At 65.2% G+C, this 26,520-nt stretch carries 23 protein-coding genes; 13 read left to right on the top strand and 10 right to left on the bottom strand.

Annotated elements, in window-relative coordinates:
• The first annotated feature begins 79 nt into the window (after positions 1 to 79).
• Together RX327_RS18215 and ppx are read left to right on the top strand one after the other, a co-directional pair.
• Complete coding sequence (locus tag RX327_RS18215; RefSeq protein WP_317251042.1) at positions 80 to 2,284, top strand: RNA degradosome polyphosphate kinase; 2,205 nt, start codon at positions 80 to 82, stop codon at positions 2,282 to 2,284.
• Positions 2,285 to 2,296: 12 nt separating this feature from the next.
• A complete protein-coding gene (gene ppx, locus RX327_RS18210) occupies positions 2,297 to 3,799 on the top strand; it encodes an exopolyphosphatase (protein ID WP_317251041.1) in 1,503 nt (500 codons plus the stop codon).
• Positions 3,800 to 3,886: 87 nt separating this feature from the next.
• Here the strand turns inward: ppx and RX327_RS18205 are convergent, their stop codons facing one another.
• Positions 3,887 to 4,726, bottom strand: coding sequence for a TerC family protein (locus tag RX327_RS18205; protein WP_317251040.1), 840 nt, complete (start codon positions 4,724 to 4,726; stop codon positions 3,887 to 3,889).
• 112 nt (positions 4,727 to 4,838) lie between these two features.
• Positions 4,839 to 5,261 carry a nucleoside-diphosphate kinase gene (gene ndk / locus RX327_RS18200; protein WP_035670008.1) on the bottom strand — a complete coding sequence of 141 codons (423 nt, stop codon included), beginning with the start codon at positions 5,259 to 5,261 and terminating at the stop codon, positions 4,839 to 4,841.
• Positions 5,262 to 5,607: 346 nt separating this feature from the next.
• On the opposite strand from ndk, the gene RX327_RS18195 reads away from it, so the two are divergent.
• From RX327_RS18195 to RX327_RS18185, 3 genes are all read left to right on the top strand, one after another.
• Entirely contained in the window at positions 5,608 to 5,871 is a 264-nt protein-coding gene (locus RX327_RS18195) for a hypothetical protein (RefSeq protein WP_018271306.1), read from the top strand.
• 211 nt (positions 5,872 to 6,082) lie between these two features.
• Positions 6,083 to 6,265 (top strand): hypothetical protein, encoded by a 183-nt coding sequence (locus RX327_RS18190; RefSeq protein WP_038377182.1) that lies wholly within the window; start codon positions 6,083 to 6,085, stop codon positions 6,263 to 6,265.
• 107 nt (positions 6,266 to 6,372) lie between these two features.
• The gene (locus RX327_RS18185) at positions 6,373 to 8,235 is read left to right on the top strand and encodes an ABC-F family ATP-binding cassette domain-containing protein (RefSeq protein ID WP_317251039.1); all 1,863 of its coding nucleotides are present in this window, start codon (positions 6,373 to 6,375) and stop codon (positions 8,233 to 8,235) included.
• A 134-nt stretch (positions 8,236 to 8,369) separates the two neighbouring features.
• Here RX327_RS18185 and RX327_RS18180 read toward each other — a convergent pair whose 3' ends face one another.
• The 3 genes from RX327_RS18180 to RX327_RS18170 form a co-directional block, all read right to left on the bottom strand.
• Positions 8,370 to 8,924, bottom strand: a complete 555-nt coding sequence (locus RX327_RS18180; RefSeq protein WP_050386635.1) for a hypothetical protein — start codon at positions 8,922 to 8,924, stop codon at positions 8,370 to 8,372.
• A gap of 101 nt (positions 8,925 to 9,025) precedes the next feature.
• Positions 9,026 to 9,478 carry a DNA polymerase III subunit chi gene (locus RX327_RS18175; RefSeq protein WP_317251038.1) on the bottom strand — a complete coding sequence of 151 codons (453 nt, stop codon included), beginning with the start codon at positions 9,476 to 9,478 and terminating at the stop codon, positions 9,026 to 9,028.
• Positions 9,479 to 9,493: 15 nt separating this feature from the next.
• A complete protein-coding gene (locus RX327_RS18170; protein WP_317251037.1) occupies positions 9,494 to 10,996 on the bottom strand; it encodes a leucyl aminopeptidase in 1,503 nt (500 codons plus the stop codon).
• A 370-nt stretch (positions 10,997 to 11,366) separates the two neighbouring features.
• On the opposite strand from RX327_RS18170, the gene lptF reads away from it, so the two are divergent.
• The 8 genes from lptF (at position 11,367) to RX327_RS18130 (ending at position 21,469) form a co-directional block, all read left to right on the top strand.
• Entirely contained in the window at positions 11,367 to 12,533 is a 1,167-nt protein-coding gene (gene lptF / locus RX327_RS18165; RefSeq protein WP_317251036.1) for an LPS export ABC transporter permease LptF, read from the top strand.
• The gene (gene lptG, locus RX327_RS18160; RefSeq protein WP_317251035.1) at positions 12,530 to 13,627 is read left to right on the top strand and encodes an LPS export ABC transporter permease LptG; all 1,098 of its coding nucleotides are present in this window, start codon (positions 12,530 to 12,532) and stop codon (positions 13,625 to 13,627) included. The genes lptF and lptG overlap by 4 nt, the downstream gene beginning before the upstream one ends.
• A 77-nt stretch (positions 13,628 to 13,704) precedes the next feature.
• The gene (locus tag RX327_RS18155; protein ID WP_317251034.1) at positions 13,705 to 16,128 is read left to right on the top strand and encodes an LPS-assembly protein LptD; all 2,424 of its coding nucleotides are present in this window, start codon (positions 13,705 to 13,707) and stop codon (positions 16,126 to 16,128) included.
• Between the two features lie 82 nt (positions 16,129 to 16,210).
• Complete coding sequence (locus RX327_RS18150) at positions 16,211 to 17,158, top strand: SurA N-terminal domain-containing protein (RefSeq protein WP_317251033.1); 948 nt, start codon at positions 16,211 to 16,213, stop codon at positions 17,156 to 17,158.
• Positions 17,159 to 17,175: 17 nt separating this feature from the next.
• Entirely contained in the window at positions 17,176 to 18,177 is a 1,002-nt protein-coding gene (gene pdxA, locus RX327_RS18145; protein ID WP_317251032.1) for a 4-hydroxythreonine-4-phosphate dehydrogenase PdxA, read from the top strand.
• Positions 18,178 to 19,032 (top strand): 16S rRNA (adenine(1518)-N(6)/adenine(1519)-N(6))-dimethyltransferase RsmA, encoded by an 855-nt coding sequence (rsmA, locus tag RX327_RS18140; RefSeq protein ID WP_317251031.1) that lies wholly within the window; start codon positions 18,178 to 18,180, stop codon positions 19,030 to 19,032.
• Between the two features lie 19 nt (positions 19,033 to 19,051).
• On the top strand, positions 19,052 to 20,110 hold the full coding sequence (locus tag RX327_RS18135) for an alcohol dehydrogenase (RefSeq protein ID WP_317251030.1): 1,059 nt from the start codon (positions 19,052 to 19,054) through the stop codon (positions 20,108 to 20,110).
• A 291-nt stretch (positions 20,111 to 20,401) separates the two neighbouring features.
• Positions 20,402 to 21,469, top strand: a complete 1,068-nt coding sequence (locus RX327_RS18130) for a hypothetical protein (protein WP_050386641.1) — start codon at positions 20,402 to 20,404, stop codon at positions 21,467 to 21,469.
• 59 nt (positions 21,470 to 21,528) lie between these two features.
• On the opposite strand, the gene gmk is transcribed toward RX327_RS18130, so the two are convergent.
• The 5 genes from gmk to RX327_RS18105 form a co-directional block, all read right to left on the bottom strand.
• Positions 21,529 to 22,188, bottom strand: a complete 660-nt coding sequence (gene gmk / locus RX327_RS18125) for a guanylate kinase (RefSeq protein WP_317251029.1) — start codon at positions 22,186 to 22,188, stop codon at positions 21,529 to 21,531.
• A gap of 3 nt (positions 22,189 to 22,191) precedes the next feature.
• The gene (locus RX327_RS18120; RefSeq protein ID WP_317251028.1) at positions 22,192 to 23,079 is read right to left on the bottom strand and encodes a YicC/YloC family endoribonuclease; all 888 of its coding nucleotides are present in this window, start codon (positions 23,077 to 23,079) and stop codon (positions 22,192 to 22,194) included.
• 213 nt (positions 23,080 to 23,292) lie between these two features.
• Positions 23,293 to 24,543: an endolytic transglycosylase MltG gene (gene mltG, locus RX327_RS18115; RefSeq protein WP_317251027.1), complete on the bottom strand. Its 1,251-nt coding sequence runs from the start codon at positions 24,541 to 24,543 to the stop codon at positions 23,293 to 23,295.
• A 127-nt stretch (positions 24,544 to 24,670) separates the two neighbouring features.
• The gene (fabF, locus tag RX327_RS18110; protein ID WP_317251026.1) at positions 24,671 to 25,936 is read right to left on the bottom strand and encodes a beta-ketoacyl-ACP synthase II; all 1,266 of its coding nucleotides are present in this window, start codon (positions 25,934 to 25,936) and stop codon (positions 24,671 to 24,673) included.
• Between the two features lie 96 nt (positions 25,937 to 26,032).
• Positions 26,033 to 26,272 carry an acyl carrier protein gene (locus tag RX327_RS18105; protein ID WP_008551805.1) on the bottom strand — a complete coding sequence of 80 codons (240 nt, stop codon included), beginning with the start codon at positions 26,270 to 26,272 and terminating at the stop codon, positions 26,033 to 26,035.
• Positions 26,273 to 26,520 lie beyond the last annotated feature (248 nt).

Here is a 26,520-nt window from a genome sequence, read left to right as displayed (position 1 = left end):
CGTCATCGCTGTAACACATGGTCTCTGCGGCTCTCGGCTAGACCGCCCCGGCCCCTGCCCTGAATTGGACCAGCACTTGATGGACTCGGCACAAGCTACTGAAATCAAAGAAAAAGAGGCGGATTTTCCCGCCATTCCCGCGATCGCGTCCAGCCCCGAACGGTTCATCAACCGCGAGCTGTCCTGGCTGCATTTCAACCGCCGCGTCCTGGAGGAAGCGGTCAATCCCAGCCACCCCGTGCTGGAGCGGGTGCGGTTCCTGTCGATCTCGGCGAATAACCTCGACGAGTTCTTCATGGTCCGCGTCGCCGGCATCAAGGCCCAGGTGCGCGAGGGCATTGCCGAACGCAGCCCCGACGGCCTGACGCCATCGGAGCAGCTCGCGCTGATCAACCGCACCGTCTCCCAGCTCGCCTCGGACCAGCAGGCGATCTGGAGCGACCTGCGGGATATCCTGGCCAAGGTCGGCATCCAGCTGGTCGACGGCCGCGACGTCACCAAGCCCGAACGCAGCTGGATCGAGGATCATTTCCTTCACAACATCTTCCCGCTGCTGACCCCGCTGGCGATCGACCCGGCGCATCCGTTCCCGTTCATCCCGAATCTCGGCTTCACGGTGGCGCTGCAATTGTCCCGGATTTCCGACGGCAAGCAGATGAACGCGCTGATCCGCATGCCCGGCAAGATCGACCGCTTCATCCGCATCCCCTCCACCAAGGAAGGCGCGCCGGCGCGGCTGATCTCGCTGGAGCAGGCGACTGCCCTGTTCATCAACCGCCTGTTCCCCGGCTACAATCTGCACGGCCAGGGCTCCTTCCGGATCATCCGGGACTCCGAGCTCGAAATCGAGGAAGAGGCGGAGGACCTCGTCCGCCTGTTCGAGACCGCACTGAAGCGCCGCCGGCGCGGATCCGTGATCCGGCTCGAGATCGACGCCAAGATGCCGGAGGAGCTGCGCAGCTTCGTGCAGCATGCGCTGTCGGCGGCCGACGACGAGGTGTTCCTGGTCGACGGCGTGCTCGCCATGAACGAGCTCTCGCAACTCACGCGGCTCAATCGCCCCGACCTCGAATTCCCACCCTACGTGCCGCGCCATCCCGAGCGCGTGCGCGAGCATGGCGGCGACATCTTCGCCGCGATCCGGCAGAAGGACCTCGTCGTCCATCACCCCTACGAGTCCTTCGACGTGGTGGTGCAGTTCCTCCAGCAGGCCGCGCGCGACCCTGATGTCGTCGCGATCAAGCAGACGCTCTACCGCACCTCCAACAACTCGCCGATCGTGCGCACGCTCGCGGAAGCGGCCGAAGCCGGCAAGTCCGTCACGGCCTTGATCGAACTGAAGGCGCGGTTCGACGAAGAAGCCAACATCCGCTGGGCGCGCGATCTCGAACGCGCCGGCGTGCAGGTCGTCTACGGCTTCCTCGAATTGAAGACGCACGCAAAGCTCTCGATGGTGGTGCGTCGCGAGGGCGGCAGCCTCACGACTTACGTCCATACCGGCACCGGCAACTATCATCCGGTCACCGCGCGCATCTACACCGACCTCTCCTACTTTACCTCCGATCCGACCATCGGCCGCGATGCCGCGCGCGTGTTCAATTTCATCACCGGCTATGCCGCACCCAGCGACCTCGAGAAGATGGCGGTGTCGCCGCTGACGCTGCGCAAGCGCATCATCGAGCACATTCAAGGTGAGACCGCGCATGCGCGGCACGGCCGGACCGGCGCGGTCTGGATGAAGATGAACGCGCTGGTCGACCCCGACATCATCGACGCGCTCTACGAGGCCTCCCAGGCCGGCGTCCAGGTCGAGCTCGTGGTGCGCGGCATCTGTTGCCTCAGGCCCGGCATCCCCGGCCTGTCGGAGAACATCCGCGTCAAGTCGATCATCGGGCGCTTCCTGGAACACGGCCGAATCTACTGCTTCGGCATGGGCCAGGGCCTGCCGAGCGCGAAAGCCGCTGTGTATATCTCGTCCGCCGACATGATGCCGCGCAACCTCGACCGCCGCGTCGAGGTGCTGTGCCCGCTGCAAAATCCAACGGTGCATCAGCAGGTTCTCGAACAGATCATGGTCGCCAATCTGAAGGACAATGAGCAGAGCTGGCAGTTGTTGCCGGACGGGTCGTCAACGCGTATGAAGACCGCGAAGGGCGAGGAGCCTTTCAACGTCCACAACTACTTCATGACAAATCCGAGTCTGTCTGGCCGTGGAAAGTCGCTCAAGGAATCCTCGCCGCGTCGTCTCACGCGCCGGAACGAACGTCAGCAGCCATCGTCTTAAGGGGGCCTTACGGTGAAGCGGCCGCGCAAGCGCGGCTCGAGCGTCGCGGTTATCGACATCGGCTCCAACTCGGTCCGTCTCGTCGTCTACGAGGGACTGAAGCGGAGCCTCATCCCGATCTTCAACGAGAAGACCCTGTGCGGCCTCGGGCGCGAGGTGCAGAGCACGGGTCTGCTCGCGCCCGACGCCGTCGACAAGGCGCTGACCGCGCTGCGCCGTTTTCGCGCGCTGTGCAGGATCCAGCAGGTCGGGCGCGTGTTCGCGATTGCGACCGCGGCCTGCCGCGACGCGTCCAACGGCCCCGACTTCATCGCCAAAGCCGAGCGCATCTGCGGCGCCAAGATCGAGATCCTCACCGGACCGCGTGAAGCGAAGCTGTCCGCGCTCGGCGTCGTCTCGGGGGTGCACAATCCGAACGGCATCGTCGGCGACCTCGGCGGCGGCTCGCTCGAGCTGATCGACGTGCGCAGGAACAGCGTGCGCAGCGGCGTGACGCTGCCGCTCGGCGGTCTCGCGCTCCAGGACCTCGCGCACAAATCGCTCAAGCGCGCCGATCGCATCGTCAAGAATGAGCTGCTCGGCGTCGCCCAACTCAAGACCGGGCGTGGCCGTACCTTCTACGCCGTCGGCGGCACCTGGCGCGCGCTCGCGCGCATCCACATCATCCAGAGCGGCTATCCGCTCCAGGTGATGCACGGCTATTCGATTTCGGCCGCCGAGGCGCTCGACTTCGCGCAGCGGCTGCGACGGCTGGCGGCCACCAACATGCTGGCCAATATCGAGTCGGTCGCCGATGCGCGGCGGCCGCTCCTCACCTATGCGGCGCTGGTGCTCGAGCACGTCATCCGCGTTGCAAAGCCGAAGAACATCGTGTTCTCGACCTTCGGTGTGCGCGAAGGCCTGCTGCACGAGAAGCTGCCGGAGACCGAACGCAACAAGGACGGGCTGATCTGCGCGGCGCAGAACCTCAACGAATTGCTGTCGCGCTCGGCCCGTCACGCCCAGGAGCTGACGGCGTGGACCGACCGGCTGGTGCGCGTCGTCAGGCTGCGCGAGACCGAGGAAGACCGCAGGCTGCGGCACGTCGCGTGCCTGCTCTCCGACATCGGCTGGCGGGTGCATCCCGATCATCGCGGCGAGGAAACCCTCAGCCTGATCATGAACGGCAATTTCGGCTCGATCACGCATCAGGGCCGCGCCTTCGTCGCGCTCTCGGTGTTCTATCGCTACGCCGGGCTCAGCGAGGAAAACGAACCGCCGCCGCAGATCCGCGCGCTGGTGACGCCGGCGATGGACGAACGCGCGCGCCTGCTGGGCGCTGCATTCCGCGTCGCGCACCTGATCTCGGCGGCGCGTCCGGGCGTCCTGCCCGCCACGCATTTCCACAGCGAGGGCCGCAAATTGATGCTGGTGTTCGAGCACCGGCTCGGCGACCTCGTCGCCGACCGGGTCGGCAGCCGCTTCAAGCAATTGGCGCGGCTGGTTGGGCGCGCCGGCTCGATCGTGCGGCGCTAGAGCATGATCCGGAAAAGTGCGAAGCGGTTTTCCGGAAAAGATCATGCTCAAACAACGACTCGACCCAATCGCATCGCGATTTAGGGCTCACGCCGCCTTGGCCGCGTGCTTGGCCTTGCGGAGCGCGCGGCGGCGCCAGATCGACCCCACGACCAGCACCACGATGATGCCGAGCACCGCGAGCGCGATCTCGCCGCCATTGCCGCCATGGGCGAATTGCGGCGACATCCCGACCGACGTCAGCCAGGAATCGAGCCTGGCACCGAGCGGTCCGGCGAACAGCGCGTCCAGCTTCGGATGCACGGCGGGATCGGTCGCGATCACCTCGCCCGCGACCCAGCCGAGCAGCGCAGCGCCAGCCCAGACCAGGACCGGCAGCTTTGCGAGCAGCGCCATGATCAGCGCAGCGCCGGCGACGATCAGCGGCACGCTGATGGCGAGGCCGAGGATCAGGAGCGGCACGCTGCCATTGGCCGCGGCGGCGACCGCAATGACGTTGTCGAGACTCATGACGATGTCGGCGACCACGACGATCTGAACCGCGGCCCACAAATGCGCGGCCGCGTGCACGCTGTCCTCGTCCTCCTGCTCCGGCACCAGCAGCTTGGCGGCAATCACGATCAGCGCCAGTCCGCCGACCAGCTTCAAATAGGGAAGCTCCATCAGGCTGGCGACGATGCCGGTGAAGATGATCCGCAGCATCACCGCTGCGCCGGCGCCGAAGATCATGCCCCAGAGCCGGTGGCGCGGCGAGAGACCGCGGCAGGCGAGCGCAATCACCAGCGCGTTGTCGCCGGAGAGCAGGATGTTGATCCAGATGATCTTGCCGACCGCAATCCAGAAGGTCGGCGTCGCCATCTCGTTCTTGAATTCGGTGAAGAACGCGCCGATGTACGCCGGATCAAAGATCTGCCACAGCCAGTCCACAGCGAGTCCTATTCGGCCTTGCGGCCGCCCCTGGCGGCGGTCGTCCGCCGCTCCCCGGTTCTACTTCGACGCGGTCTCCTCGGGAGACCGCGCCACTTTCAGCAATACGGCGTCAGCCGACGATCTCGTTGCCCGAGAAGAACTGCGCGATCTCGATCGCGGCCGTCTCCGGCGCATCCGAACCGTGCACCGAGTTCTCGCCGATCGACTTTGCGTAGAGCTTGCGGACGGTGCCCTCGGCAGCCTTGGCCGGATCGGTCGCGCCCATCACCTCGCGGTACTTGGCGATCGCGCCCTCGCCTTCCAGAACCTGAACCACGACCGGGCCGGAGGTCATGAACGCGACGAGCTCGCCGAAGAACGGGCGCGCCTTGTGGACGGCGTAGAAGGTCTCGGCCTGCTCCTTGGTCATGCGGATGCGCTTCTGCGCGACGATGCGCAGGCCCGCCTTCTCAATCACGGCGTTGACCGCGCCGGTCAGATTACGCTCGGTCGCGTCGGGCTTGATGATCGAGAAAGTGCGTTCGATGGCCATAATGTTGTCCTTGTAAACGTGGCTGGGAGTTGCCGGGGCTTATATCGGCGCGATGGGGTAACGGCAAGCGACCCTGTGACGCGTTAGCCTTTAGTTTTGACGCATTTTCACGACGAAAGCCGTCGTTTGGGCGCCCTCCGGACAGCGGCCGGCTCGGCCAACTTACCGCGATTTCACCTACGTGAACCCATTCTGTCAGCGCCGTGCCGCTGCCGTTCAGCTCAAGCCACATAGGCTCTGCAGCGATCGGACGCCTTGCTGGCCCCCCATCCGCAAGCCTCACAGGACGTCTCGGGAAATGTCACCGCGGGCGCGTCGCGCGCGCCCATACCTCGAGGAGACGATCATGTTACGCAAACTCTCGCTTGCCGCCGTCGCCGCGGTTTCGCTCGGTGCCGCCGCGCTCGCCCCGACCTCCGCTTCTGCGTGGGGTGGTTGGCATGGCGGCTGGCACGGTGGATGGCACCACGGCTGGTGGGGCGGTCCGCGCGTCATCGTCGGCGGCCCGGCCTATTACGGCGGTTATGGCTACGGCGGCGGCTGCTACGTACGCCGCGTGGTGCCGACCCCGTGGGGCCCCCGCTGGCGCCTGGTCAACCGCTGCTACTGATCCATCGAATCTAGGACTGCTCCCCTGACTTGCTTCTCGCCCCGGCCCTCGCGCCGGGGCTTTTTTTCGGGTCCGCCGGGGAACCCGGGCATATGATGGGGCTCACTACCTCAAGGCGAGAGTGAGGCGCGGAAACCAAATTCGGGGTCGCGACTTGTCATGGCGAGGAGCTACTCGAACATGCGAGGTGGAACTCGCCAAGAGACATGCCATGACGATGACAATGAGCAAGATCGACAAGGACGCCGATCAGATTGATCACAAGACCTGCCGTTACATCTGCGATGCCGTAGGCGAACGGCTTCAGCAAAGCATGCGGCCAGAGCCCGCACTTTCGTCTCGCCTCCAGCAACTCCTCGACGAGATGCAACGACGGGAAGGCGATCGCCATTAGATGTTGAGGGCTGAACAGCAGCCCAATTGCGTTTTTGCAACAGCCCCGGGAGAGATTTTACGAACAGACGGGGTTGCGTTTGGCGGCGGGTCCGGTGACAACGCTGCATGCTCTCCATCACTGACATCTCGGTCCGGATCGCCGGACGGCTGTTGATCGATCACAGTTCGGTGCAAATTGTACCCGGAGCCCGCGTCGGATTTGTCGGCCGCAACGGCGTCGGCAAATCGACGCTGTTTCACGCCATCCGGGGCGACATCCCGACCGAGAGCGGCAGCATCGCCCTTCCGCCGCGCTGGCGCATCGGCAGCCTCGCGCAGGAAGCGCCGAACGGTCCAGAAAGCCTGATCACGGTCGTGCTCAAGGCCGATCTCGAACGCGATGCGCTGCTCGCCGAAGCCGAGAGCGCGACCGATCCGCACCGAATCGCCGAGATCCAGACCCGGCTCGTCGACATCGACGCGCATTCGGCGCCGAGCCGCGCCGCCGCGATCCTCTCCGGCCTCGGCTTCTCGGCTGCCGACCAGCTGCGCCCCTGCGCCGAATTCTCCGGCGGCTGGCGCATGCGCGTCGCGCTCGCCGCCACGCTGTTCGCGGCCCCCGACCTTCTGCTGCTCGACGAGCCCACCAACTATCTCGACCTCGAAGGCACGCTGTGGCTGGAGGATCACCTTGCGCACTATCCGCGCACGGTGATCGTGATCAGCCACGACCGCGACCTCCTGGAAAGCTCGGTCGACCAGATCCTGCATCTGGAGCGCGGCAAGCTCACGCTCTACAAGGGCACCTATTCCTCCTTCGAGGAGCAGCGCGCCGCGCGCGAGCTGCTCGACGCCAAGCACGCCAAGCGGCAGGCCGATGAGCGCAAGCGCCTGCAGGATTTCGTCGACCGCTTCAAGGCCAAGGCCTCGAAGGCGCGGCAGGCGCAGTCGCGCGTGAAGATGCTGGAGCGGATGAAGCCGATCACCGCGCTGGTGACCCAGGATGTTCATGAGATCTCGTTCCCGGCGCCGGAGAAGCTGCTGTCGCCGCCGATCATCGCGGTCGACGACGTCTCGGTCGGCTACGAACCCGGCAAGCCGGTGCTCAATCGCGTGACGCTGCGCGTCGACACCGACGACCGCATCGCGCTGTTAGGAGCCAACGGCAACGGCAAGTCGACGCTGGTCAAGCTGCTGGCGGGCAAGCTCGCGCCGTTTGCCGGCAGGGTCACGAGGGCCGACAAGCTGTCGGTCGGCTATTTCGCCCAGCACCAGGTTGACGAGCTCAATCTCGACGGCTCGCCCTATGATCACATCCGCAAGCTGATGCCGGAGGCGCCGGAGAGCAAGGTGCGCGGCCGCGTTGGCGCGATCGGCTTCTCCGGCAAGGCCGCCGACACCAAGGCCGGCAAGCTCTCGGGCGGCGAGAAGGCGCGGCTCTTGCTGGGGCTTGCGACCTTCTTCGGCCCCAACATGATCATCCTGGACGAGCCGACCAACCATCTCGACATCGACAGCCGCGCCGCGCTGGCGGAAGCCATCAACGAATTCCCCGGCGCCGTCATCATGGTCTCGCACGACCGCTATCTGATCGAGGCCTGCGCCGACCGCCTGTGGGTCGTGGCGAACCAGACCGTGACGGCCTATGACGGCGATCTCGACGAGTATCGACGCATGATCCTGTCGGCCAATGACGGCCGGCCGGCTTCGCGCGAGCGCGTCAAGGAGCCCGCCAAGCTGGAGCGCGCCCGCAATGAAAAGCGTGCTTCACCCAGGCAGCGGGTCGCGCAAGCCGAGGCCGAGATCGAACGCATCAACGGCATCATCGCCAAGATCGATACCGCGCTCGCATTGCCTGATATTTTTACCCGCGACCCCAAGCAGGCCGCGCAACTGACCAAGGCGCGCGCCGGCGCCGAGAGCGCGTTACAGCGCGCCGAGGAAGACTGGCTGGAAGCCAGCGCCGAACTCGACGAAGCGGCGAATTAGATTTGACCCACCGGGCGGAGCGGTGTCGTCCCTGCGAAAGCAGGGACGACGTGTGGAGGGAGCCTGGGCTCTCATTCTTTCCGGTGTCATGCCCGCGAATGGAGGCATCGACCTGCGGCTGCGGCGAAAACGCACTAGCCCTGCGAGGTCTTTTTCTTCTTCGGCTTCGCCTGCTTCGGCTCCGGCACAGCGTCCGGGCCGCGCTCGACGGACGACAGGCGCCCCGAGGTAAAGGTGTAGATGCCGGCGCGCGGGCCGCGCGACCAGGTCACGACCGCAACGCGCCCGCCGCCCGGAGCACTGGACAGGTTGACGCTGTCGGGAGCGCCGATACCGCGCACGACATCGCATTCAGTGTGGCCGAGTGCAACGCTGCCGCCCGTTGGCTGCGGCGGCGGTGCACCGCCGGCCTGCGCGTTGGCATCGGTGGCGCCCGGCGGCGGTGCCATGCCTGGACAACTGCCGTCGGCACTAACGAGATCGTCGTTCGTCACCGGCTTGTCAGGCGTGAGCGGCGGCGATTCGATCGAGATGTTGCGGATGAACACCCGCCCGGGACGCGAGAACCATTCCGCATCGCGCGAAAACAAATCGGATCCGGCGCCCGAACAGCCGGCAAGTCCCGGTGCAAGCACCAGCAAGGCCAGCAGCGACTTCCGACTGAATGTTCCGTCCCGCACGATCGACAAAGCTCCTACCCCTTACCTAAGGGCTTGTCCGAACATCACTTTGCGGCATGACCGTGGCCCGCCCCAAGAAACGTCGAATTATCATTAATTAGTAGCTATCGCTATTGGCGCCGCTGCCAGCGTCCCCGCTCGTCGGTCTGCCAATAGGTGACCTCGAAGCCGCGCGCCTTGCAAGCAGTCCAGCTTTCCCTGGCCGAGGCAACCGCGTCGGGGTCGTCGCCGTTGAACACGAGGACCACCCGCTCGTAGCTGTCGCAGTCGGCCGGCAGCGCCGCATTGTCGACCAGGAAGCGGACATTGGCCCGATTCGGATTGCCTTCCTCGATCGACAGGATGATCGGCTGGTCCTGCGCGTCGGCAACCCGCGAGGTCGCGTGCGGCAGGAAGGAATCGTCGCGATAGGTCCACAAATGCGAATCGAGCGCATCGGCGCGTTCCTCCGAGCTCGACTGCACCACGACGCGCCAGCCGCGCTCGAGCGATTTCTCGAGAAGCGGCGGCAACACATTCTCCACCGTCATGTTTTGGAGATGGTAGAACAGAACCTCGGTCATGCGCCAGCCGACACTCTATTTCCCGGCTTCATAATGGTCGGAGACCAGGCGATCGAGCAGACGGACGCCGTACCCGCTTCCCCAGCTCTGGTTGATGTCCGTCTTCGGCGCGCCCATGGCGGTGCCTGCGATGTCGAGATGCGCCCAGGGCGTGCCATCGACGAAGCGCTGGAGGAACTGCGCCGCAGTGATCGAGCCGCCATGGCGGCCGCCGGTGTTCTTCATGTCGGCAAACTGGGAATCGATCAGCTTGTCGTATTCGGGGCCGAGCGGCATCCGCCAGACCTTCTCCCCACTCTCGACGCCGGCCACGAGCAGCCGGTCGGAGAGTTCGTCATTGTTGGAGAACATGCCGGCGTGCTCGGTCCCGAGCGCCACCATGATCGCGCCGGTCAGCGTCGCCAGGTCCACCATGAATTTCGGCTTCGCCTTCTTGGCGACGTACCAGAGCACGTCGGCTAGCACGAGGCGGCCCTCCGCGTCGGTATTGATGATCTCGATGGTCTGACCGGACATCGAGGTCACGATGTCGCCCGGCCGCTGGGCGTTGCCGTCGGGCATGTTCTCGACGAGGCCGATGGCGCCGACCACGTTGACCTTGGCTTTACGCGCAGCGAGCGCATGCATCAGGCCGACGACGCAGGCCGCGCCTCCCATGTCGCCCTTCATGTCCTCCATGCTGCCGGCCGGCTTGATCGAGATGCCGCCGGTGTCGAAACAGACGCCCTTGCCGACGAAAGCGACCGGTGCCTCGCCTTTCTTGCCGCCGTCCCAGCGCATGATCACGGTGCGGCTCGACCGCGCCGAACCCTGACCGACGCCGAGCAGCGCACCCATGCCGAGCTTCTGCATCGCCTTGACGTCGAGCACCTCGACCTTGACGCCAAGCTTGCGGAGCTGACCGGCGCGGCGCGCGAACTCCTCGGGGAAAAGCACGTTCGGCGGCTCGTTGACGAGGTCACGCGCCAGATTCACACCGTCGACGACAGACGCTTCAGGCGCATAGGCCTTCTTGGCGGCGGCAACATCGTCGACGGCGATCGAGACGTCGGCCCGCACGGCACCCTCCTCGCCCTCCTTCTTCTTCGTCTTGTAGCGGTCGAACTTGTAGGCGCGCAGACGGATGCCGGTGGCGATCGCGGCAGCCTGGCCGGCGGCCATCGCGGCTTCGGGCAGTTCCGCGAGCACGGTCATCGAACCGCTGCCGGCATTGAGCTTGCCGGCCGCCACGCCGCCAAACTTGAGAAAATCCTTCTCCTTGAGGTCGGCCGCCTTGCCGGTGCCGATCACGATTAGCCGCTCGACCTTGATTCCCTCCGGCGCCAGGATGTCGAGGACCGCCCCGCTCTTGCCCTTGAACTGGTTGGCGGCCGCAGCCCGCTTGACCGTCTCGGCGGCGGCTCCCAGCGCCTTCCGGGCGGCGGCTCCCAGCTTCAATTGGTCGTCGCAAAAGACCACCAGAATACCGCGAACGGACGCGGAGAACGGGACAAAGCCGACCTTGACGGCGTCGGACATAGGAAAATCCTCCAGAACTCAGGGTGTTGCTCGGACCTGAGGCGGTCCTTCCGGCACGCGGGGTGAGCATTGCGATGGCGGTCCGGAACCGGCCCGGACCGGGCTTGTCGTACACTATGACCCGCCGGCTGCGCCGCTGCCAAGCGCCGGAGTGGCCGGAAGGCCACAAAAGCGATTAATTAACCATAAATTAAGCGCGCCTTGGCCCAGCCATTTTGTTGACGGATCAAAGGGATGGTAGTGAGAAAGTGACTAGAGAGTGAGCCGGACGGATCCGCGGCTCGACCATAGGGGAACCCGGGTTGACGGGGATGGTCGAAAGCCGTGCGTTTGGTTGCGTGCAGGGGGCCTTGGGGGTCGTGCGGTAGCGATGGGGTCGATCGACAAGTACATCTTTAAAACGACGCTGGCGTCGTTTGCGTTGGTCCTGGTCAGCCTCACCGGCGTGATCTGGATTACGCAGGCGTTGCGCGGCATCGACCTGATGACGAGCCAGGGTCAGACCATCCTCACCTTCCTCGGCATCACCAGCCTGGTCATCCCGGCCCTGGTCCTGATCATCTCGCCGATCGCGCTGATGATCGCGATCTCGCACACGCTGAACAAGCTCGCGACCGATTCCGAGATCATCGTGATGAATGCCGCCGGCTTCTCGCCGTTCCGGCTGTTCTATCCGTTCTTCTATGCCACCTGCGTGGTGGCGCTGCTGGTTGCCTTCATCGCGGCTTATCTCGCCCCCGACGGGATGCGGCGGATCAAGCAGTGGGACGCCGAGATCACCGCGGACGTGCTGACCAACATCCTCCAGCCCGGCCGCTTCGCCCAGCTCGACAAGAACCTGACGATCCGGATCCGCGAGCGCCTGCCCGGCGGCATCCTCGCCGGCATCTTCATCGACGACCGCCGCGATCCCAACGAGCGCGTCACCATCATCGCCGACCACGGCACCGTGCAGAAGACTGATCGAGGTTCATACCTCGTGCTCTATGACGGCAATCTGCAGCGGTTCGAGGTTGGCAAGCGCGATCCGGCGCTGGTCGCGTTCGCCCGTTACGCCTTTGACATGTCGAAATTCTCGCAGGGGCGCGACGTCACGCTCGGGATTCGCGAGCGCTATCTTTGGGAGTTGATGTGGCCGGACGAGGAAGACAAGACCTATCAGCAGCTGTCGGGCCAGTTCTTCGCGGAGCTGCATGATCGCTTCATGGCGCCGATCTATCCGTTTGCGTTCGCTGCCCTGACCTTCGCCTTCCTGGGCGCGCCTCGCACCACCCGCCAGAGCCGCAATTTCTCGATCGGCTCCTCGATCATCGCGGTGTTCGGCCTGCGCATGGCCGGCTTCGCCTGCTCGGTGATGGCGGTGAAGACGCCGCTCGCGGCGCTGGTGCAATATCTGATGCTGTTCGGCGGCATCGGCGTCGGCATCTGGATGATCGTCGGCGGCGTGGTCGTCGAACCGCCGCCGCGGCTGATGGAAGCGATCAACAGGAACAACGAGCGCATTGCGCGCCTCTTCCGGAGGCCGGCAACCGCATGAGCATGCTCACCAACACACTCGGGCGCTATTTCGCCGGCCGCTTCGTGGTGGCGGCGCTCGGCGTGTTCGCCAGCATCTTCCTGCTGCTGGTGCTGGTCGACTACATCGAGATGGTGCGCAAGACTTCGGGCCTCGCCTCCGCCTCCGCGATCATGGTGGCCGAGACCTCGCTGTTCCGGGTCCCGCAGCTGCTGGAGAAGCTGACGCCGTTCTGCATGCTGATCGGCGCCATGACCTGCTATCTCGCCCTCTCCCGCCGGCTCGAGCTCGTGGTGGCGCGCGCCGCCGGCATCTCCGCATGGCAGTTCATCTCGCCGGCGCTCGGCAGCGCGATCATGCTCGGCATCTTCGCGACCACCGCCTACAATCCGATGTCGGCCAATTTGCGCGAAGCCTCCAAGCGCATGGAAGCCGAGCTGTTCGGCTCGGCGCCCGGCGGCGGCATCCAGGACGCCTCCGGCTTCTGGCTCAACCAGATCAACGACGAGGGTCAGGCGATCATCAATGCGGCCCGCAGCGAACAGCAGGGCGTGCGGCTGACCGGCCTCACCGTGTTCCGATTCGATACGGCACTCCAGTTCAAGGAGCGAATCGAAGCGCGCGAAGCGGCGCTCGAAGACGGCCGTTGGGTGTTCAAGGGAGTGCGCCGATTCACCCTCGACAAGCCTCCGGTGGATCAGGACACCTTCTACCTGACCACCACCCTTACACCGGCACAGGTGCGCAACAGTTTCTCCACCCCGGAAACTGTGTCCTTTTGGCAACTGCCGAACTACATCCGTTCGTCGGAGAGCTCAGGGTTCGCGACGGCTGGCTATCGCTTGCAGTATCACAAGCTCATCGCACAGCCGTTTTTGCTGGCTGCGATGGTGATGTTGGCGGCTTCTGTGAGCCTGCGCTTCTTCCGGATGGGCGGCGTGCAGAAGATGGTTTTGAGTGGCGTGGGCGCAGGCTTTCTGCTCTACGTTCTGTCGAAAGTAACTGAGGATTTGAGCAAGGCTGAGTTGATGCATCCGATCGCTGCGGCGTGGTTGCCCGTTGTGGTGGGCGGCCTCACCGGCTTTTTGGCCTTGCTCTATCAGGAGGACGGATAGTGACTATCGTCGCCGCCCGCCAGTTGAGGTCGCCTGCTCTCGGGCGGCGCAGTGTCCTGCGCCGTCAACGGAGCCGCATGGCCGCGTTTGGCGTTTCGATCTCAGCTCTCCTCGCCGCGTTCGTCGTGGTCAGCGCGCTCGACGTTGTCGCGTCGACGCCGGCTGCCGCGCAGGCCTTCACCTATAATCCGCGCCCGCCGAAGCCGCCCCGCCCGCCGGCCAAGAATGACGGGCAGATGCTGGTTCAGGCGACCGAGGTCGACTACGACTACAACAATTCGCGCGTCTCCGCGGTCGGTAACGTCCAGCTGTTCTACAACGGCACCAGCGTCGAGGCCGACAGGGTCATCTACGACCAGAAGACCAAGCGCCTTCATGCCGAAGGCAACATCCGCATGACGGATGCCGACGGCAAGATCACCTATGCCGAGATCTTGGATCTCTCCGACGATTACCGCGACGGTTTCGTCGATTCGCTGCGCGTGGACACGGCCGACCAGACCCGCATGGCCGCGAGCCGCGCCGACCGCTCCAGCGGCAACTACACGGTGTTCGAGAACGGCGTCTACACCGCCTGCGCGCCGTGCAAGGACGATCCGAAGAAGCCGCCGCTCTGGCAGGTCAAGGGCGCGCGCATCATCCATAACCAGACCGAGAAGATGCTCTATTTCGAGAACGCCCAGCTCGAGTTCTTCGGCGTTCCGATGGCGTATCTGCCCTACTTCTCGACGCCCGATCCGACCGTGAAGCGCAAGAGCGGCTTCCTGATGCCGGGCTTCACCACGTATTCGGCGTTCGGCGTCGGCGTCGAAATCCCCTATTACTTCGCGCTCGCGCCGGACTTCGACGCGACGTTCAATCCGCGCATCACCTCGAAGCAGGGCGTGCTGTTCCAGGGCGAATTCCGGCAGCGCCTGTCGAACGGCGCCTATCAGATCCGGCTCTACGGCATCGACCAGCTTGATCAAGGCGCCTTCGCCGGCCAGCCCGGCGACCGCCAGTTCCGCGGCGGCGTCGAGACCAAGGGTCAGTTCGCGCTGAACGACAAATGGACCTGGGGCTGGGACGGCGTGCTGCTGTCCGACTACTACTTCATGTCCGATTACCGGCTGGCCCAGTACAAGGACCCGCTCGGCTCGTTCCTGCTGCTGCCGACGGAAGCGCTGTCGCAGCTCTATTTGACCGGCGTCGGCAACCGCAGCTTCTTCGATGCGCGTACGATCTATTATCTCAGCTACTCCGGCAACCAGAACCAGGTTCCGGTGGTCGCGCCTGTTATCGACTACAACAACGTGATCAACAGCCCGATCTTCGGTGGCGAGTTCAGCTACAAGGTGAACTTCACCAACCTGACCCGCGAAACCGCGGTGTTCGACCCGATCACGGCACAGGCCGCCGACCCCCTTAACCCGTTGTGCACGACCACGTCCGCCGATCCGCTGGCCCGTACGCCCTCGCAGTGCCTGCTGCGCGGCTTCCCCGGCACCTACACCCGCCTCACGGCGGAGGCGCAGTGGCGCAAATCCTTCACCGATCCGCTCGGCCAGATCTGGACGCCGTTCGCCAGCCTGCGCGCCGACGCGATCAACTCCTCGGTCTCCAACCAGCCCGGCGTGTCGAACTACCTGCCCATCGGCGACACCCAGGCGTTCCGCCTGATGCCGACCGTAGGCTTCGAATACCGCTACCCCTTCATCAACGTGCAGCCGTGGGGCACGACGACCGTCGAGCCGATCGCGCAGGTCATCATCCGCCCGAACGAGACCTATGCCGGCAAGCTGCCGAACGAGGACGCCCAGAGCATGGTGTTCGACGCCTCGAACCTGTTCAGCGTGGACAAGTTCTCCGGCTACGATCGCGTCGAGGGCGGCGGCCGCGCCAATGTCGGCGTGCAGTCCACCACGCAGTTCGACCAGGGCGGCGCCGTCAAGGCGCTGTTCGGCCAGTCCTACCAGCTGTTCGGCCTGAACTCCTTCGCGGTCCAGGACACCATCAATACCGGCCTCGATTCCGGCCTGCAGAATCCGCGCTCGGACTATGTCGCGAGCCTCGCCTATTCGCCCAACAGCACCTACACGTTCAGCGTCCGCTCCCGCATGGACGAGCAGACCTGGAACATCAACCGGTTCGAGGCCCAGGCCAGCGCGAACTTCGACCGCTGGTCGGTCAGCCTGATGTACGGCGACTATGCCGCGCAGCCGGAGCTTGGCTATTTGACGCGCCGCGAAGGCATCCTCGCCAGCGGATCGGTCAAGGTGGCCGCGAACTGGGTGGTTCAGGGCGCGGCGCGCTGGGACCTTGAAGCGAACAAAATCAACCAGTACGCGTTCGGCGCGGGCTATGTGGACGACTGCTTCGTGCTGGCCGCCAACTATGTCACGTCCTATACCTATCAGGCCGGCTCGACGCCGCCCGTCCTCAGCCACGCGTTCATGTTCCAGATCGGGCTGCGGACGATCGCGCAGACCTCCACGTCCAGCAGTTCGGCTGGCATGCAGTAGCGAGCGGTCTGGCGGGGGGCTTGGATTGCCTGCGGGCCTGGGGCTCTGGCTTGAATTGGTTTAAACGGCTGACATGACGATAATGACGACCGCTAGCCTGCCAACGCGCCGCCATCAGCTAGTGTTGAGTTCCCTGCTGGCTCTTTTCCTCCTGCTCGGAGGCGGTGCGCGACTGCATGCCCAGGCCATCGCCGTGATGGTCAATGGCGAGCCTATCACCAATTACGACATCGAGCAGCGTGCCAAGCTGAACGCCCTGACCGGCGGCAAGACGCCTGATCGGAAGACCGTCCTCGACGAGCTGATCGATGAGAAGCTGAAGATCAAGGAAGCCAAGAAATTCGGCGTCGATCCCTCCGCCGGCGATATCGACCAGTCCTTCGGCGGCATGGCGCAGCGGATGCGGCTTTCCGGCGACCAGCTCACCAAGGTGCTCGAGGGCAAGGGCATCCGCCCGGACACGCTGAAGCAACGCATCAGGGCCGAGATGGTCTGGACCAGCCTGGTGCGCGGCCGCTACAAGGAGCGCCTGCAGGTTGGCGAAAAGGACGTGGCCAACGCGGTCAAGGAGACCGGAGGGGCGGCTGAGGCCGAGGCGTTCGAATACAGGATGCAGCCCGTCGTTCTGATCGTGCCCCGCGGCGCGCCGCAGTCGGAGTTCGAGGGGCGCCGCAAGGAAGCGGACAGCCTGCGTGAGCGCGTCACCAGTTGCGAGGAAGCCAACACCTTCTTCAAGTCGATGCGCAACGCCGCGATCCGCGAGATAGTCGTGAAGACCTCGGCTGACCTGCCGCAGTCGCTGCGCGACATCCTGGACAAGACCCCGGTCGGCCACCTCACCCCTCCCGAGGTCACCAAGCAGGGCGTTGAAATGGTCGCCCTCTGCGGCAGGAAGGCAACCACCGTCGACACGCCGAAGAAGCGTGAGATGCGCGACAAGATGTACGTGCAGAAGTACGAGGCGAAGTCGAAGGCCTACCTGCAGGAAGTCCGAAAAGCCGCGATGATCGAATATCCAGGCGGGCGATGATCGACTATCGTTGACGCATGGCTCAACCTCTCGCACTGACATCCGGCGAGCCCGCAGGCATCGGCCCCGACATCACGCTCGCCGCATGGCTGCGACGCCGCGAACTCGATCTCCCGCCGTTCTATCTGCTCGGCGACCGCGCCTCGCTTGGCGAACGCGCCAAGGCGCTCGGACTTGCCGTCGAGTTGGCCGAGGTCAGCGCCGAGGAGGCATCCGCGACGTTCGAACGCGCCCTCCCCGTGGTTGCGACCGGCAAGGCGGCGACGGCGCGACCGGGCCAGCCCGACGGTACGAGCGCCGATGCGGCGCTGGCATCGATCCGGCAGGCCGTCGCCGATGTCGCCGCCGGCAAGGCCAGCGCCGTCGTCACCAACCCGATCGCCAAGAGCGTGCTCTATCGCGCCGGCTTCCGCCATCCCGGCCACACCGAATTCCTCGCCGAGCTTGCCGCGGAGAACGGCCGCGTGCCGCAGCCGGTGATGATGCTGTGGTCGCCGGCCCTCGCCGTCGTCCCGGTGACGATCCATGTGTCGGTCCGCGAGGCGCTGGCGCAATTGTCGGCCGACCTGATCGTGTCGACCGCGCGGATAGTGGTCGCGGACATGAAGGCGCGGTTCGGTCTCGCGGCGCCGCGGTTCGCCATTGCCGGCCTCAATCCCCATGCCGGCGAAGACGGCACGCTCGGCATGGAAGACGTCGAGATCGTCGCGCCCGCGGTCGAGATCCTGCGCCGCGACGGCATTGCCGTCCGGGGCCCGCTGCCCGCCGACACCATGTTCCACGAGGCCGCGCGACGGACCTATGACTGCGCGGTCTGCATGTATCACGACCAGGCGCTGATCCCGATCAAGACGGTCGCCTTCGACGATGCCGTCAACGTCACCCTCGGCCTGCCCTTCATCCGCACCTCGCCCGATCACGGCACCGCCTTCGACATCGCCGGCACGGCCAAGGCCAATCCGGCGAGCCTGATCGCCGCCCTCCGGCTCGCCGCGCGCATGGCCGCGGCATCAAGCTAAGTGAGCGCGATCGACGATCTGCCGCCGCTGCGCGACGTCATTCGCGAGCATTCGCTGTCGGCGCGCAAATCGCTCGGCCAGAATTTTCTGCTCGATCTCAACCTCACCGCGCGCATTGCCCGCGCCGCGGGCCCGCTGGAAGACTCCACCGTGATCGAGGTCGGGCCCGGTCCCGGCGGCTTGACGCGCGCGCTGCTTGCGCTGGGCGCCAAGCGCGTGATCGCCATCGAGCGCGACGAGCGGGCGCTGGCCGCGCTCGACTACATCGCCAAGCGCTATCCCGGCCGCATCGAGATCGTGCATGGCGACGCGCAGCGCTTTGACCCGCGTCCCTTGCTCGATGGCGCCAAGGCCAAAATCGTCGCCAACCTGCCCTACAACATCGCGACCCAGCTTCTCATCAACTGGCTCACCATCGAGCCCTGGCCGCCCTGGTACGAGATGATGGTCCTGATGTTCCAGCGCGAGGTCGGCGAGCGCATCGTGGCGCGCGAGGACGAGGAGGCCTATGGCCGGCTCGGCGTGCTCGCCAACTGGCGCTGCGAGACCAAGATCCTGTTCGACATTGCGCCGTCCGCCTTCGTGCCGCCGCCGAAGGTCACCTCCTCGGTCGTACGATTGATACCGCGCGCCGCGCCCGAGCCGTGCGACCGCCGCATGCTCGAGCAGGTCGCCGCCGCCGCCTTCGGCCAGCGCCGCAAGATGCTGCGGCAAAGCCTGAAGTCGCTCGGCGTCGATCCCGCGCGGCTTGCGAGCGCAGCCGGCGTCGATGCGACGCGGCGCGCCGAGACCGTTCCGATTCCGGGCTTTGTTGCCATGGCGCGCGAATTGGCCGATATACGGGCCACAAAATAGAACAACAGGAGAAAACGTAATGGCGCGTATGGTTCGGCAATCCCTGGTCAAGTTCGATGCGCCGCTGTGCGAGACCATCGTGGACACGCCCAAGCCGCAGGGCCGCGAGGTGCTGGTGCGCATCGAGCGCTGCGGCCTCTGCCATTCCGACCTGCACATCCAGGACGGCTATGCCGATCTCGGCGGCGGCAAGAAGCTCGACACCACGCGCGGCATGACGCTGCCCTTCACGCTCGGCCACGAGATCGCCGGCGTCGTCGACGAAGTCGGCCCGGACGTCGCGGCCAGCCTCGTCGGTGCCAGGAAAGCCGTCTTCCCGTGGATCGGCTGCGGCCAGTGCCGCGATTGCCAGAACGGCGACGAGAACCTCTGCGTCAAGCAGCGCTTCCTCGGCGTCTCCATCGACGGCGGCTTCGCCACCCACGTGCTGGTGCCCGACGCGAAATATCTGCTCGACTACGATCCCCTTCCCGTCAACCAGGCCGCGACCTTGATGTGCTCCGGCGTCACCGCCTACGGCGCGCTCAAGCGCCTGGTCGACCGTCCGCGCCAGCGCAACCTCTTGCTGATCGGCCTCGGCGGCGTCGGCATGATGGGCCTGTCGTTCGCGCAGGCGATGTTCAAGCAGCCGATCACGGTCGCCGACCTCTCTCCGGCCGCGCGCGAGACCGCGCTCAAGAACGGCGCGGCCTTTGCCTATGACCCGGCCGAGCCCGATGTCATCAAGCGCATCCTCAAGGAGACCGAGGGCGGGTTCGACGAGATCGTGGATTTCGCCGGCAACGAGAAGTCGATGGCGTTCGCGGTCGCGGTCGCCGCGCGCGGCGGCAAGATCGTGGTCTCCGGCCTGATGGGCGGCCAGTTCACGCTGCCGATGGTGCAATGGGTCTACAAGCGCATGACCATCGAGGGATTCATGGTGGGCACGCTCGCCGAAGCCCACGAGCTGATGGCTCTCGCACGCGCCGGCAAGATCAAGCCGACGCCGATGCGCGAGGAGCCGATGGGCGACGTCCAGAAATGGATCGACGAGCTGCGTGCCGGCAAGGTCGTCGGCCGCATCGTGCTGAAGAACTAGAGTATGATCCGGAACAGTGTGACGCGGCTTTCCGAAAGATCATGCTGAGACATGACGTCCCGTCGGTGCTGCTACCGCCGGCGGGACACAGCCGCTCCGACGGAACCTGACAGTCGAACCAAGCCATCGTTCGGTTCATGTTCCGCGGCCTCGGGCCCGCCGCAATTGCGGCACGCCGCGAGCCCCAATTAAGCCCTACCCGTTCCGGATTTGCGGCGCATTGCGACCCAACTCTTTGCCGAGATTAAGATCTCCAGCGTTTGCGTAAAAAAAGAGATACCGGGGACGCGTATGTCAAATCGTTCAGCGAAATTCGCTGCGGCGCTTGCCGCCAGCATCCTGGCCGGCGCCAGTTGCAGCGCCATGGCCCAGACCGCCGCCAATACGGCCAATAGCACCAACACCGCGGACACCTGTCTGTCCGCGCCCAAGGGAACCGCGCCTGCGGGCAGCCACTGGTTCTACCATCTCGATCGCAGCAAGAAGAAGTGCTGGTATCTCGGCGAGGCCAAGAACAAGGCCGCCAAGACGGCGACCACGAGCACGCAGCAACCGCCAGCGGCAGCCGCGCCCGATACCACAACGGCCGACGCGATGCCGCCACAGAGCCAGCCGACGCCGCAGAGCCAGCCCGCGCCGCAGCAGCCGGCGATCCGCAAATCAGTCGCTGATGCCCATGCCGAATGGCCCTCGCCGCAGGTCGCAGCCGTACCTGCGCCAAGCGCCGACGCCGGCCAGGCCGGCGGGACGGCAGCGACGCCCGACCCGGCAGCCACGCCCGCCGGTACCAACGCGCAGTCGTCCGACGTGAACGCCCGATGGCTGGATGCATCGAGCATGGCCGGAACCAACGGAACCCGGCGCGCCGCGGATCAGCCGACCGTGGCCGCGCAAGCAGATGCGACACCGCAACAAGCGGCCGCGCCGGCGCCTGCCGCGCCCGCCTCGGCCGAGGCATCCGTGGAGAAGTCACCGTCGTCGACACAGATGCTGCTGATCGTGATGGTTGGAGCCCTGGCGCTGGCCGGCCTGGTCAGCACGCTGGTGTTCCGGCTGACCCGCACGCGTACGCCGCCTTACGAGACCAAGGATGAGTGGCAGGCGCCATGGGATTCGCTGCACACCGAGCCGGCGCCCCCGATGGCAGTTGTCAGCCGGGACCGTCCGCTGCGGCTGTCCGAGGCTGCGCCGCGCCGCGCCGAGACACCCGTTCCGCGCCGTGCGGAGACGCCCGCTCCACGCCGCGCCGAGAAGCCAGCACCACGTCGCGAGACTACGCGTGATCGGGATCAAAGGGAGCAAGACAACAAGCAGATCGCCGCAATGCTGCAGCGGCTTGCGCGCAGCGCGACGAATTAAGGTCCGCTTAGGAAAAAATGCTAACGGACGTGATGCGGTCGCATCACGTCCGCAACGCGCTACTTCTCGAGCTGACGCTGCAGGCCGCGCACGAATTCGGTGAGGCCGATCCGCCGCTCGCGCTTGAGGCGCTCGGCCTTCAGGATCGACTGCACCTCGGCGAAGGCCTCGTCGATGTCGTGGTTGATCACGATGTAGTCGTACTCGGCCCAGTGGCTCATTTCGTGACTTGCGCGGCTCATGCGTCCGCGGATGACCTCTTCCGAATCCTGCGCCCGGGTATGCAGCCGCCTCTCGAGATCGGCGGCCGACGGCGGCAGGATGAACACCCGCACCACATCGGCGCTGGCTTTCTGGTGGAGCTGCTGAGTGCCTTGCCAGTCGATGTCGAACAGCACGTCCTGCCCGGCCGACAGCGCCGCTTCGACCGGCGCGCGCGGCGTGCCGTAGCTGTTGTCGAACACGGTCGCCCATTCCAGTAGTTCACCGTGCTCGACCATCTTCTCGAACTTCTTCTTGTCGACGAAGAAGTAGTCGCGGCCCGCGACCTCGCCCGGCCGCATCGGCCGCGTGGTCGCCGACACCGACATCTTCAGGCCCGGCTCGCGCTCCAGCAGCATGCGTGACAGTGTCGTCTTGCCCGCGCCCGAGGGCGAGGACAGCACGAACATCAATCCGCGCCGCTCGACACCGTCAGTTCCGTGACCGCCCGTCGTCATCGATCACTCCAGATTCTGGACCTGCTCGCGGAACTGCTCGACCACGTTCTTCATGGCCAGCCCCGTGTTGGTCAGCTCGATGTCGTTCGACTTCGAGCAGCAGGTGTTGACCTCGCGGTGAAATTCCTGCGCGAGAAAATCGAGCTTGCGTCCGATCGGGCCGCCCTTGCCGATCAACTCGCGCGCCTGTGCGATGTGGGAAGCGATGCGGTCGAGCTCCTCGCGGATGTCGGCCTTGGTGGCGATCAGGATCGCCTCCTGCATCAGGCGGTCGGAATCGAACCGATCAGAGGTGTCGAGCAGGGTTGCGATCTGCTCGGCGAGCCTGGCCTTGATCGCCTCGGGCTTGCGGCCGGGAGCGGTCTCGGCACGCTTGGCAAGCCGCTCGATCTCGTCCATCCGCTGCATCAGGATCTGCCCCAGCGCATCGCCCTCGCGGCGGCGCATCTCGACAAGGCTGCCGAGCGCCTGCTCGAAGGCCATCGCCGCCGCCTCGCGCGCCGCCTTGTCCTCGTCCTCGTTGCTCTCGGGCTCGACCACCTCGATGACGCCCTTGATGCCGAGCAGTCCGTCGATGCTCGGTGCCACCGCGTCGATCCGCTGCGCGAGCGTGCCGGCGACCTTCACCACGGCGGCAAGCACGTCCTCGTTGATGCGGACCGTGGCGGCCGCATTGGTGCGCTTGACGTTGAGATTGGCGTAGACCGTTCCGCGCGACAGAAGCTCGCCGGCGTGCTTCTTGGCATGCGCTTCCAGTTTGTCCCAGCCCGGCGGAAGCCGCAACCGCAGGTCAAAGCCCTTGGCATTGACCGATTTCAGCTCCCACTCGAACGTATAGGGACCGCTTGCGCCATGGCTTCGGGCAAAGCCAGTCATGCTCGACAGCGCCATCGCGTGAAACTCTCCAACAGAAGGATATGGGACTCACCCGGAGCCTGCGAGAACTCGTGGGGAGCCGGCGCGACCTTAAAACGGATTCCGTGAAAGTGGAATTACGTTCCACCGCCGGAAACGCAGAGCTACAGCATGATCCGGAAAAGTGTGTGGCGGTTTTCCGAAAGATCATGCTCAAACAAGAAGCTAAAGCTCGATGACGATCGCGCTTTAGCGCTGCACCACCGGCGGCGAATTGGTCTGCTGGGCTGCGCCCTGCCGACCGCGCGGCGGCTTCTTTTGATTGGTGGGCTTCGGCGTCGTCGCCGTGGGATTGGTGTCGGCGCCGGGCGCCGCGGCGGCGGGCGCCGGATCATCCGCGGGCTCGACCGTGTCGTTCTGGATCTGCTTCTCCATCGCGCGGAGCTTCGCGACGTTCTTCTGATGCGCGTCGTAGGTCTCGGTGAAGGCATGCCCGCCGGTGCCGTCCGCGACGAAATAGAGGTCGCGGGTGCGGGCCGGATTGGCGGCGGCCTCGAGCGAGGCCCGGCCCGGATTGGAGATCGGACCCGGCGGCAGGCCCTCGATCACATAGGTGTTGTAGGGCGAGGGCTGCGTGATCTCGCTGCGCTTGATCGGCCGGCCCAGCGTGCCCTTGCCGCCGACGAGGCCGTAGATGATCGTCGGATCGGACTGCAGCTTGATCCTCTGCTTCAATCGGTTGACGAACACCGCGGCGACCCGGCTGCGCTCGTCGGGCTTGCCGGTTTCCTTTTCGACGATGGACGCCAGCGTGACCAGCTGCTCCGGCGATTTCAGCGGCGTGTCGGTATTGCGGCGCTCCCAGATCTCGGCCAGCACGCGCTTGTGCGCCTGCTGCATGCGCTGGACCACCTGCTCGCGCGGTGTGCCGCGCGGGAACTTGTAGGTCTCCGGCAACAGCGTGCCTTCGCGCGGCAGCTCACGCACGCTGCCGGTGAAGATGTCGTTGTCGGAGAGCCGCGCCACGATCTGCTCGGAGGTAAGACCTTCCGGAATCGTGACGGCATGCTGCACCACCTTGCCCTCGACGATGGTGGCGATGACGTCGCGCAGCGACGCGTTCTTCTGGAACGAATACTCACCCGGCTTGAGGTCCGAGCTCGCCTTCAACGCGAACACGCCGCCGATGAAGACCCACGGATTGACGTTGATCACGCCCTCACGCGAGAGCACCTCGGCGATGTCACGCTTGCCCGCGCGCTGCGGGATGTTGACGATCTTGTCCTCCTGCAGCGGTCCCGGCAATTCCAGTGCCTGCTTGCCGTAGTAGTACGTCGCTCCGGCGCCGATCATCAGGATGATCAGGATGGTGAAGATGGCATTGCCGACGATCACGAAGGGATTGCGGGCGCGATCCGAGCGCTTGGGCGGCGGCGGAAGCTGTTCGGGCTCCAGCGCGGCGCGTGGACTCCTCGGTGAAATGGGCGGCCTCTCACTCATCGATGCAAACCAATATCCTGCCGGTTGAATCGTGGCCGGACAAACCCCTGCCCTGCCAATAGCATACGCCCGCTATTAGGAGTCACCGCGGAATACGGCAAAACGGTGGACTAGTTCTAAAGACCTACTAATTGGTCACGCGCTGCACGATCACGGAAGCGTTTGTGCCGCCGAAACCGAAGGAATTGGACAGCGCCACATTGACGTCACGCTTGCGCGACGTATGCGGCACGAGATCGATCGCCGTTTGCACCGACGGGTTGTCGAGGTTGATCGTTGGCGGCACGACGTTATCGCGAATCGCGAGAATCGCGAAGATCGCTTCGATCGCACCGGCCGCGCCGAGGAGATGGCCGGTCGACGACTTGGTCGAGGACATCGCAACTTTGGAAGCGGCATTGCCGAGCAGACGCTCGACCGCACCGAGCTCGATCTCGTCGCCGAGCGGCGTCGAAGTGCCGTGCGCGTTGATGTAGTCGAGATCGGACGGCGTGAGGCCCGCGCGCTTCAGCGCCGCCAACATGCTGCGGAAGCCGCCATCGCCGTCGGGCGACGGCGAGGTGATGTGATAGGCGTCGCCCGAGAGGCCATAGCCGATCACCTCGGCGTAGATCCTGGCGCCGCGGCGCCTGGCGTGATCGAGCTCTTCCAGCACGAGGACGCCGGCGCCCTCGCCCATCACGAAACCATCGCGGTCCTTGTCGTAGGGACGCGAGGCCTTCTCGGGCGTTTCGTTGAAACCGGTCGAGAGCGCGCGCGCCGCGTTGAAGCCGGCAATGCCGATGCGGCTGATCGGCGACTCGGCGCCGCCCGCGACCATCACATCGGCATCGCCGAGTGCGATCAGGCGGGCAGCATCGCCGACCGCATGCGCGCCGGTCGAGCAGGCCGTGACCACGGCATGGTTCGGCCCCTTCAGCCCGTGCGCGATCGAGACGTAGCCAGAGGCGAGATTGATCAGGCGGCCCGGAATGAAGAACGGCGACACCCGGCGCGGTCCGCGCTCCTTCAGGAGGATGGCGGTTTCGGCGATGCCGTTGAGACCGCCGATGCCGGACCCGATCATGGTGCCGGTCGCGCACTTGTCCTCTTCCGACTTCGGATGCCAGTCGGCATCGTCCAGCGCCTGCTTGGCCGCGCACATCGCATAGATGATGAAGTCGTCGACCTTGCGCTGGTCCTTCGGCTCCATCCACTTGTCGGGATTGAAGCTGCCGCCAGTGCCGTCGCCGCGCGGAATGTAGCAGGCGACCTGGCTCGGCAGGTCGGACACGTCGAACGTGTCGATCTTCTTGCCGCCGCTGTCTCCGGCGAGGATGCGCGCCCAAGTTGCGTCAACGCCGCAGCCGAGCGGTGTAAGCATGCCCAGCCCCGTGACGACAACTCGTCTCATTTCCACGTCTCCGGCCAGCAATGCGCGGCTGATAATAAGAAGCCGGGGGACCGCTCGATCACGGTCCGTCCGGCCCCGTCAACTTCGCGATCGGCGTCAGCTCTTCGCGTTCTTCTCGAGAAACTTCGTGGCGTCGCCGACGGTGAGAATCGTTTCCGCAGCGTCGTCCGGAATCTCGCAACCGAATTCCTCTTCAAACGCCATCACCAGCTCGACGGTATCCAGACTGTCGGCGCCGAGGTCGTCGATGAAGCTCGCGTTGTCGACAACCTTCTCGGGCTCAACACCAAGGTGTTCGACCACGATCTTCTTAACCCGCTCGCCAATGTCACTCATCGTTCAACCTCGTTGTTCCATTGGACCCGACCCCAAGACGATACGAGCCATCGTGGTCGTCTCGATTACTCAGTCGCGCATAGTCTTGATTCGGCCCGGTCGTAGCCGACTAAAGCCCCGGCGAACGGCAGGCGTCGCCTCGCCAATATACAGGGTTTCAAAAACCTGCAATGGCGTTCTTTGCCCATCCACGGGGGCTTCAGCTACCATACTTCCAAAGCCTTGACTACACGCCTGAACCGGCTCCC

It is taken from the genome of Bradyrhizobium sp. BEA-2-5 (assembly GCF_032918025.1).
Taxonomy (GTDB): Bacteria; Pseudomonadota; Alphaproteobacteria; order Rhizobiales; family Xanthobacteraceae; genus Bradyrhizobium; species Bradyrhizobium pachyrhizi.
This window is presented reverse-complemented; position numbering and strand designations above follow the sequence as displayed.

Bases quoted from the DNA above. Each gene is read 5' to 3' on its own strand.
- RX327_RS18120 (WP_317251028.1), bottom strand. From the start codon at position 23,079: ATGGCGCTGTCGAGCATGACTGGCTTTGCCCGAAGCCATGGCGCAAGC.
- RX327_RS18215 (WP_317251042.1), top strand. From the start codon at position 80: ATGGACTCGGCACAAGCTACTGAAATCAAAGAAAAAGAGGCGGATTTT.
- RX327_RS18130 (WP_050386641.1), top strand. From the start codon at position 20,402: ATGTCAAATCGTTCAGCGAAATTCGCTGCGGCGCTTGCCGCCAGCATC.
- RX327_RS18175 (WP_317251038.1), bottom strand. From the start codon at position 9,478: ATGACCGAGGTTCTGTTCTACCATCTCCAAAACATGACGGTGGAGAAT.
- RX327_RS18150 (WP_317251033.1), top strand. From the start codon at position 16,211: ATGACGACCGCTAGCCTGCCAACGCGCCGCCATCAGCTAGTGTTGAGT.
- RX327_RS18190 (WP_038377182.1), top strand. From the start codon at position 6,083: ATGACGATGACAATGAGCAAGATCGACAAGGACGCCGATCAGATTGAT.
- lptG (WP_317251035.1), top strand. From the start codon at position 12,530: ATGAGCATGCTCACCAACACACTCGGGCGCTATTTCGCCGGCCGCTTC.
- ndk (WP_035670008.1), bottom strand. From the start codon at position 5,261: ATGGCCATCGAACGCACTTTCTCGATCATCAAGCCCGACGCGACCGAG.
- RX327_RS18195 (WP_018271306.1), top strand. From the start codon at position 5,608: ATGTTACGCAAACTCTCGCTTGCCGCCGTCGCCGCGGTTTCGCTCGGT.
- RX327_RS18155 (WP_317251034.1), top strand. From the start codon at position 13,705: ATGGCCGCGTTTGGCGTTTCGATCTCAGCTCTCCTCGCCGCGTTCGTC.
- RX327_RS18105 (WP_008551805.1), bottom strand. From the start codon at position 26,272: ATGAGTGACATTGGCGAGCGGGTTAAGAAGATCGTGGTCGAACACCTT.
- gmk (WP_317251029.1), bottom strand. From the start codon at position 22,188: ATGACGACGGGCGGTCACGGAACTGACGGTGTCGAGCGGCGCGGATTG.
- pdxA (WP_317251032.1), top strand. From the start codon at position 17,176: ATGGCTCAACCTCTCGCACTGACATCCGGCGAGCCCGCAGGCATCGGC.
- mltG (WP_317251027.1), bottom strand. From the start codon at position 24,543: ATGAGTGAGAGGCCGCCCATTTCACCGAGGAGTCCACGCGCCGCGCTG.
- RX327_RS18170 (WP_317251037.1), bottom strand. From the start codon at position 10,996: ATGTCCGACGCCGTCAAGGTCGGCTTTGTCCCGTTCTCCGCGTCCGTT.
- RX327_RS18135 (WP_317251030.1), top strand. From the start codon at position 19,052: ATGGCGCGTATGGTTCGGCAATCCCTGGTCAAGTTCGATGCGCCGCTG.
- RX327_RS18185 (WP_317251039.1), top strand. From the start codon at position 6,373: ATGCTCTCCATCACTGACATCTCGGTCCGGATCGCCGGACGGCTGTTG.
- fabF (WP_317251026.1), bottom strand. From the start codon at position 25,936: ATGAGACGAGTTGTCGTCACGGGGCTGGGCATGCTTACACCGCTCGGC.
- lptF (WP_317251036.1), top strand. From the start codon at position 11,367: ATGGGGTCGATCGACAAGTACATCTTTAAAACGACGCTGGCGTCGTTT.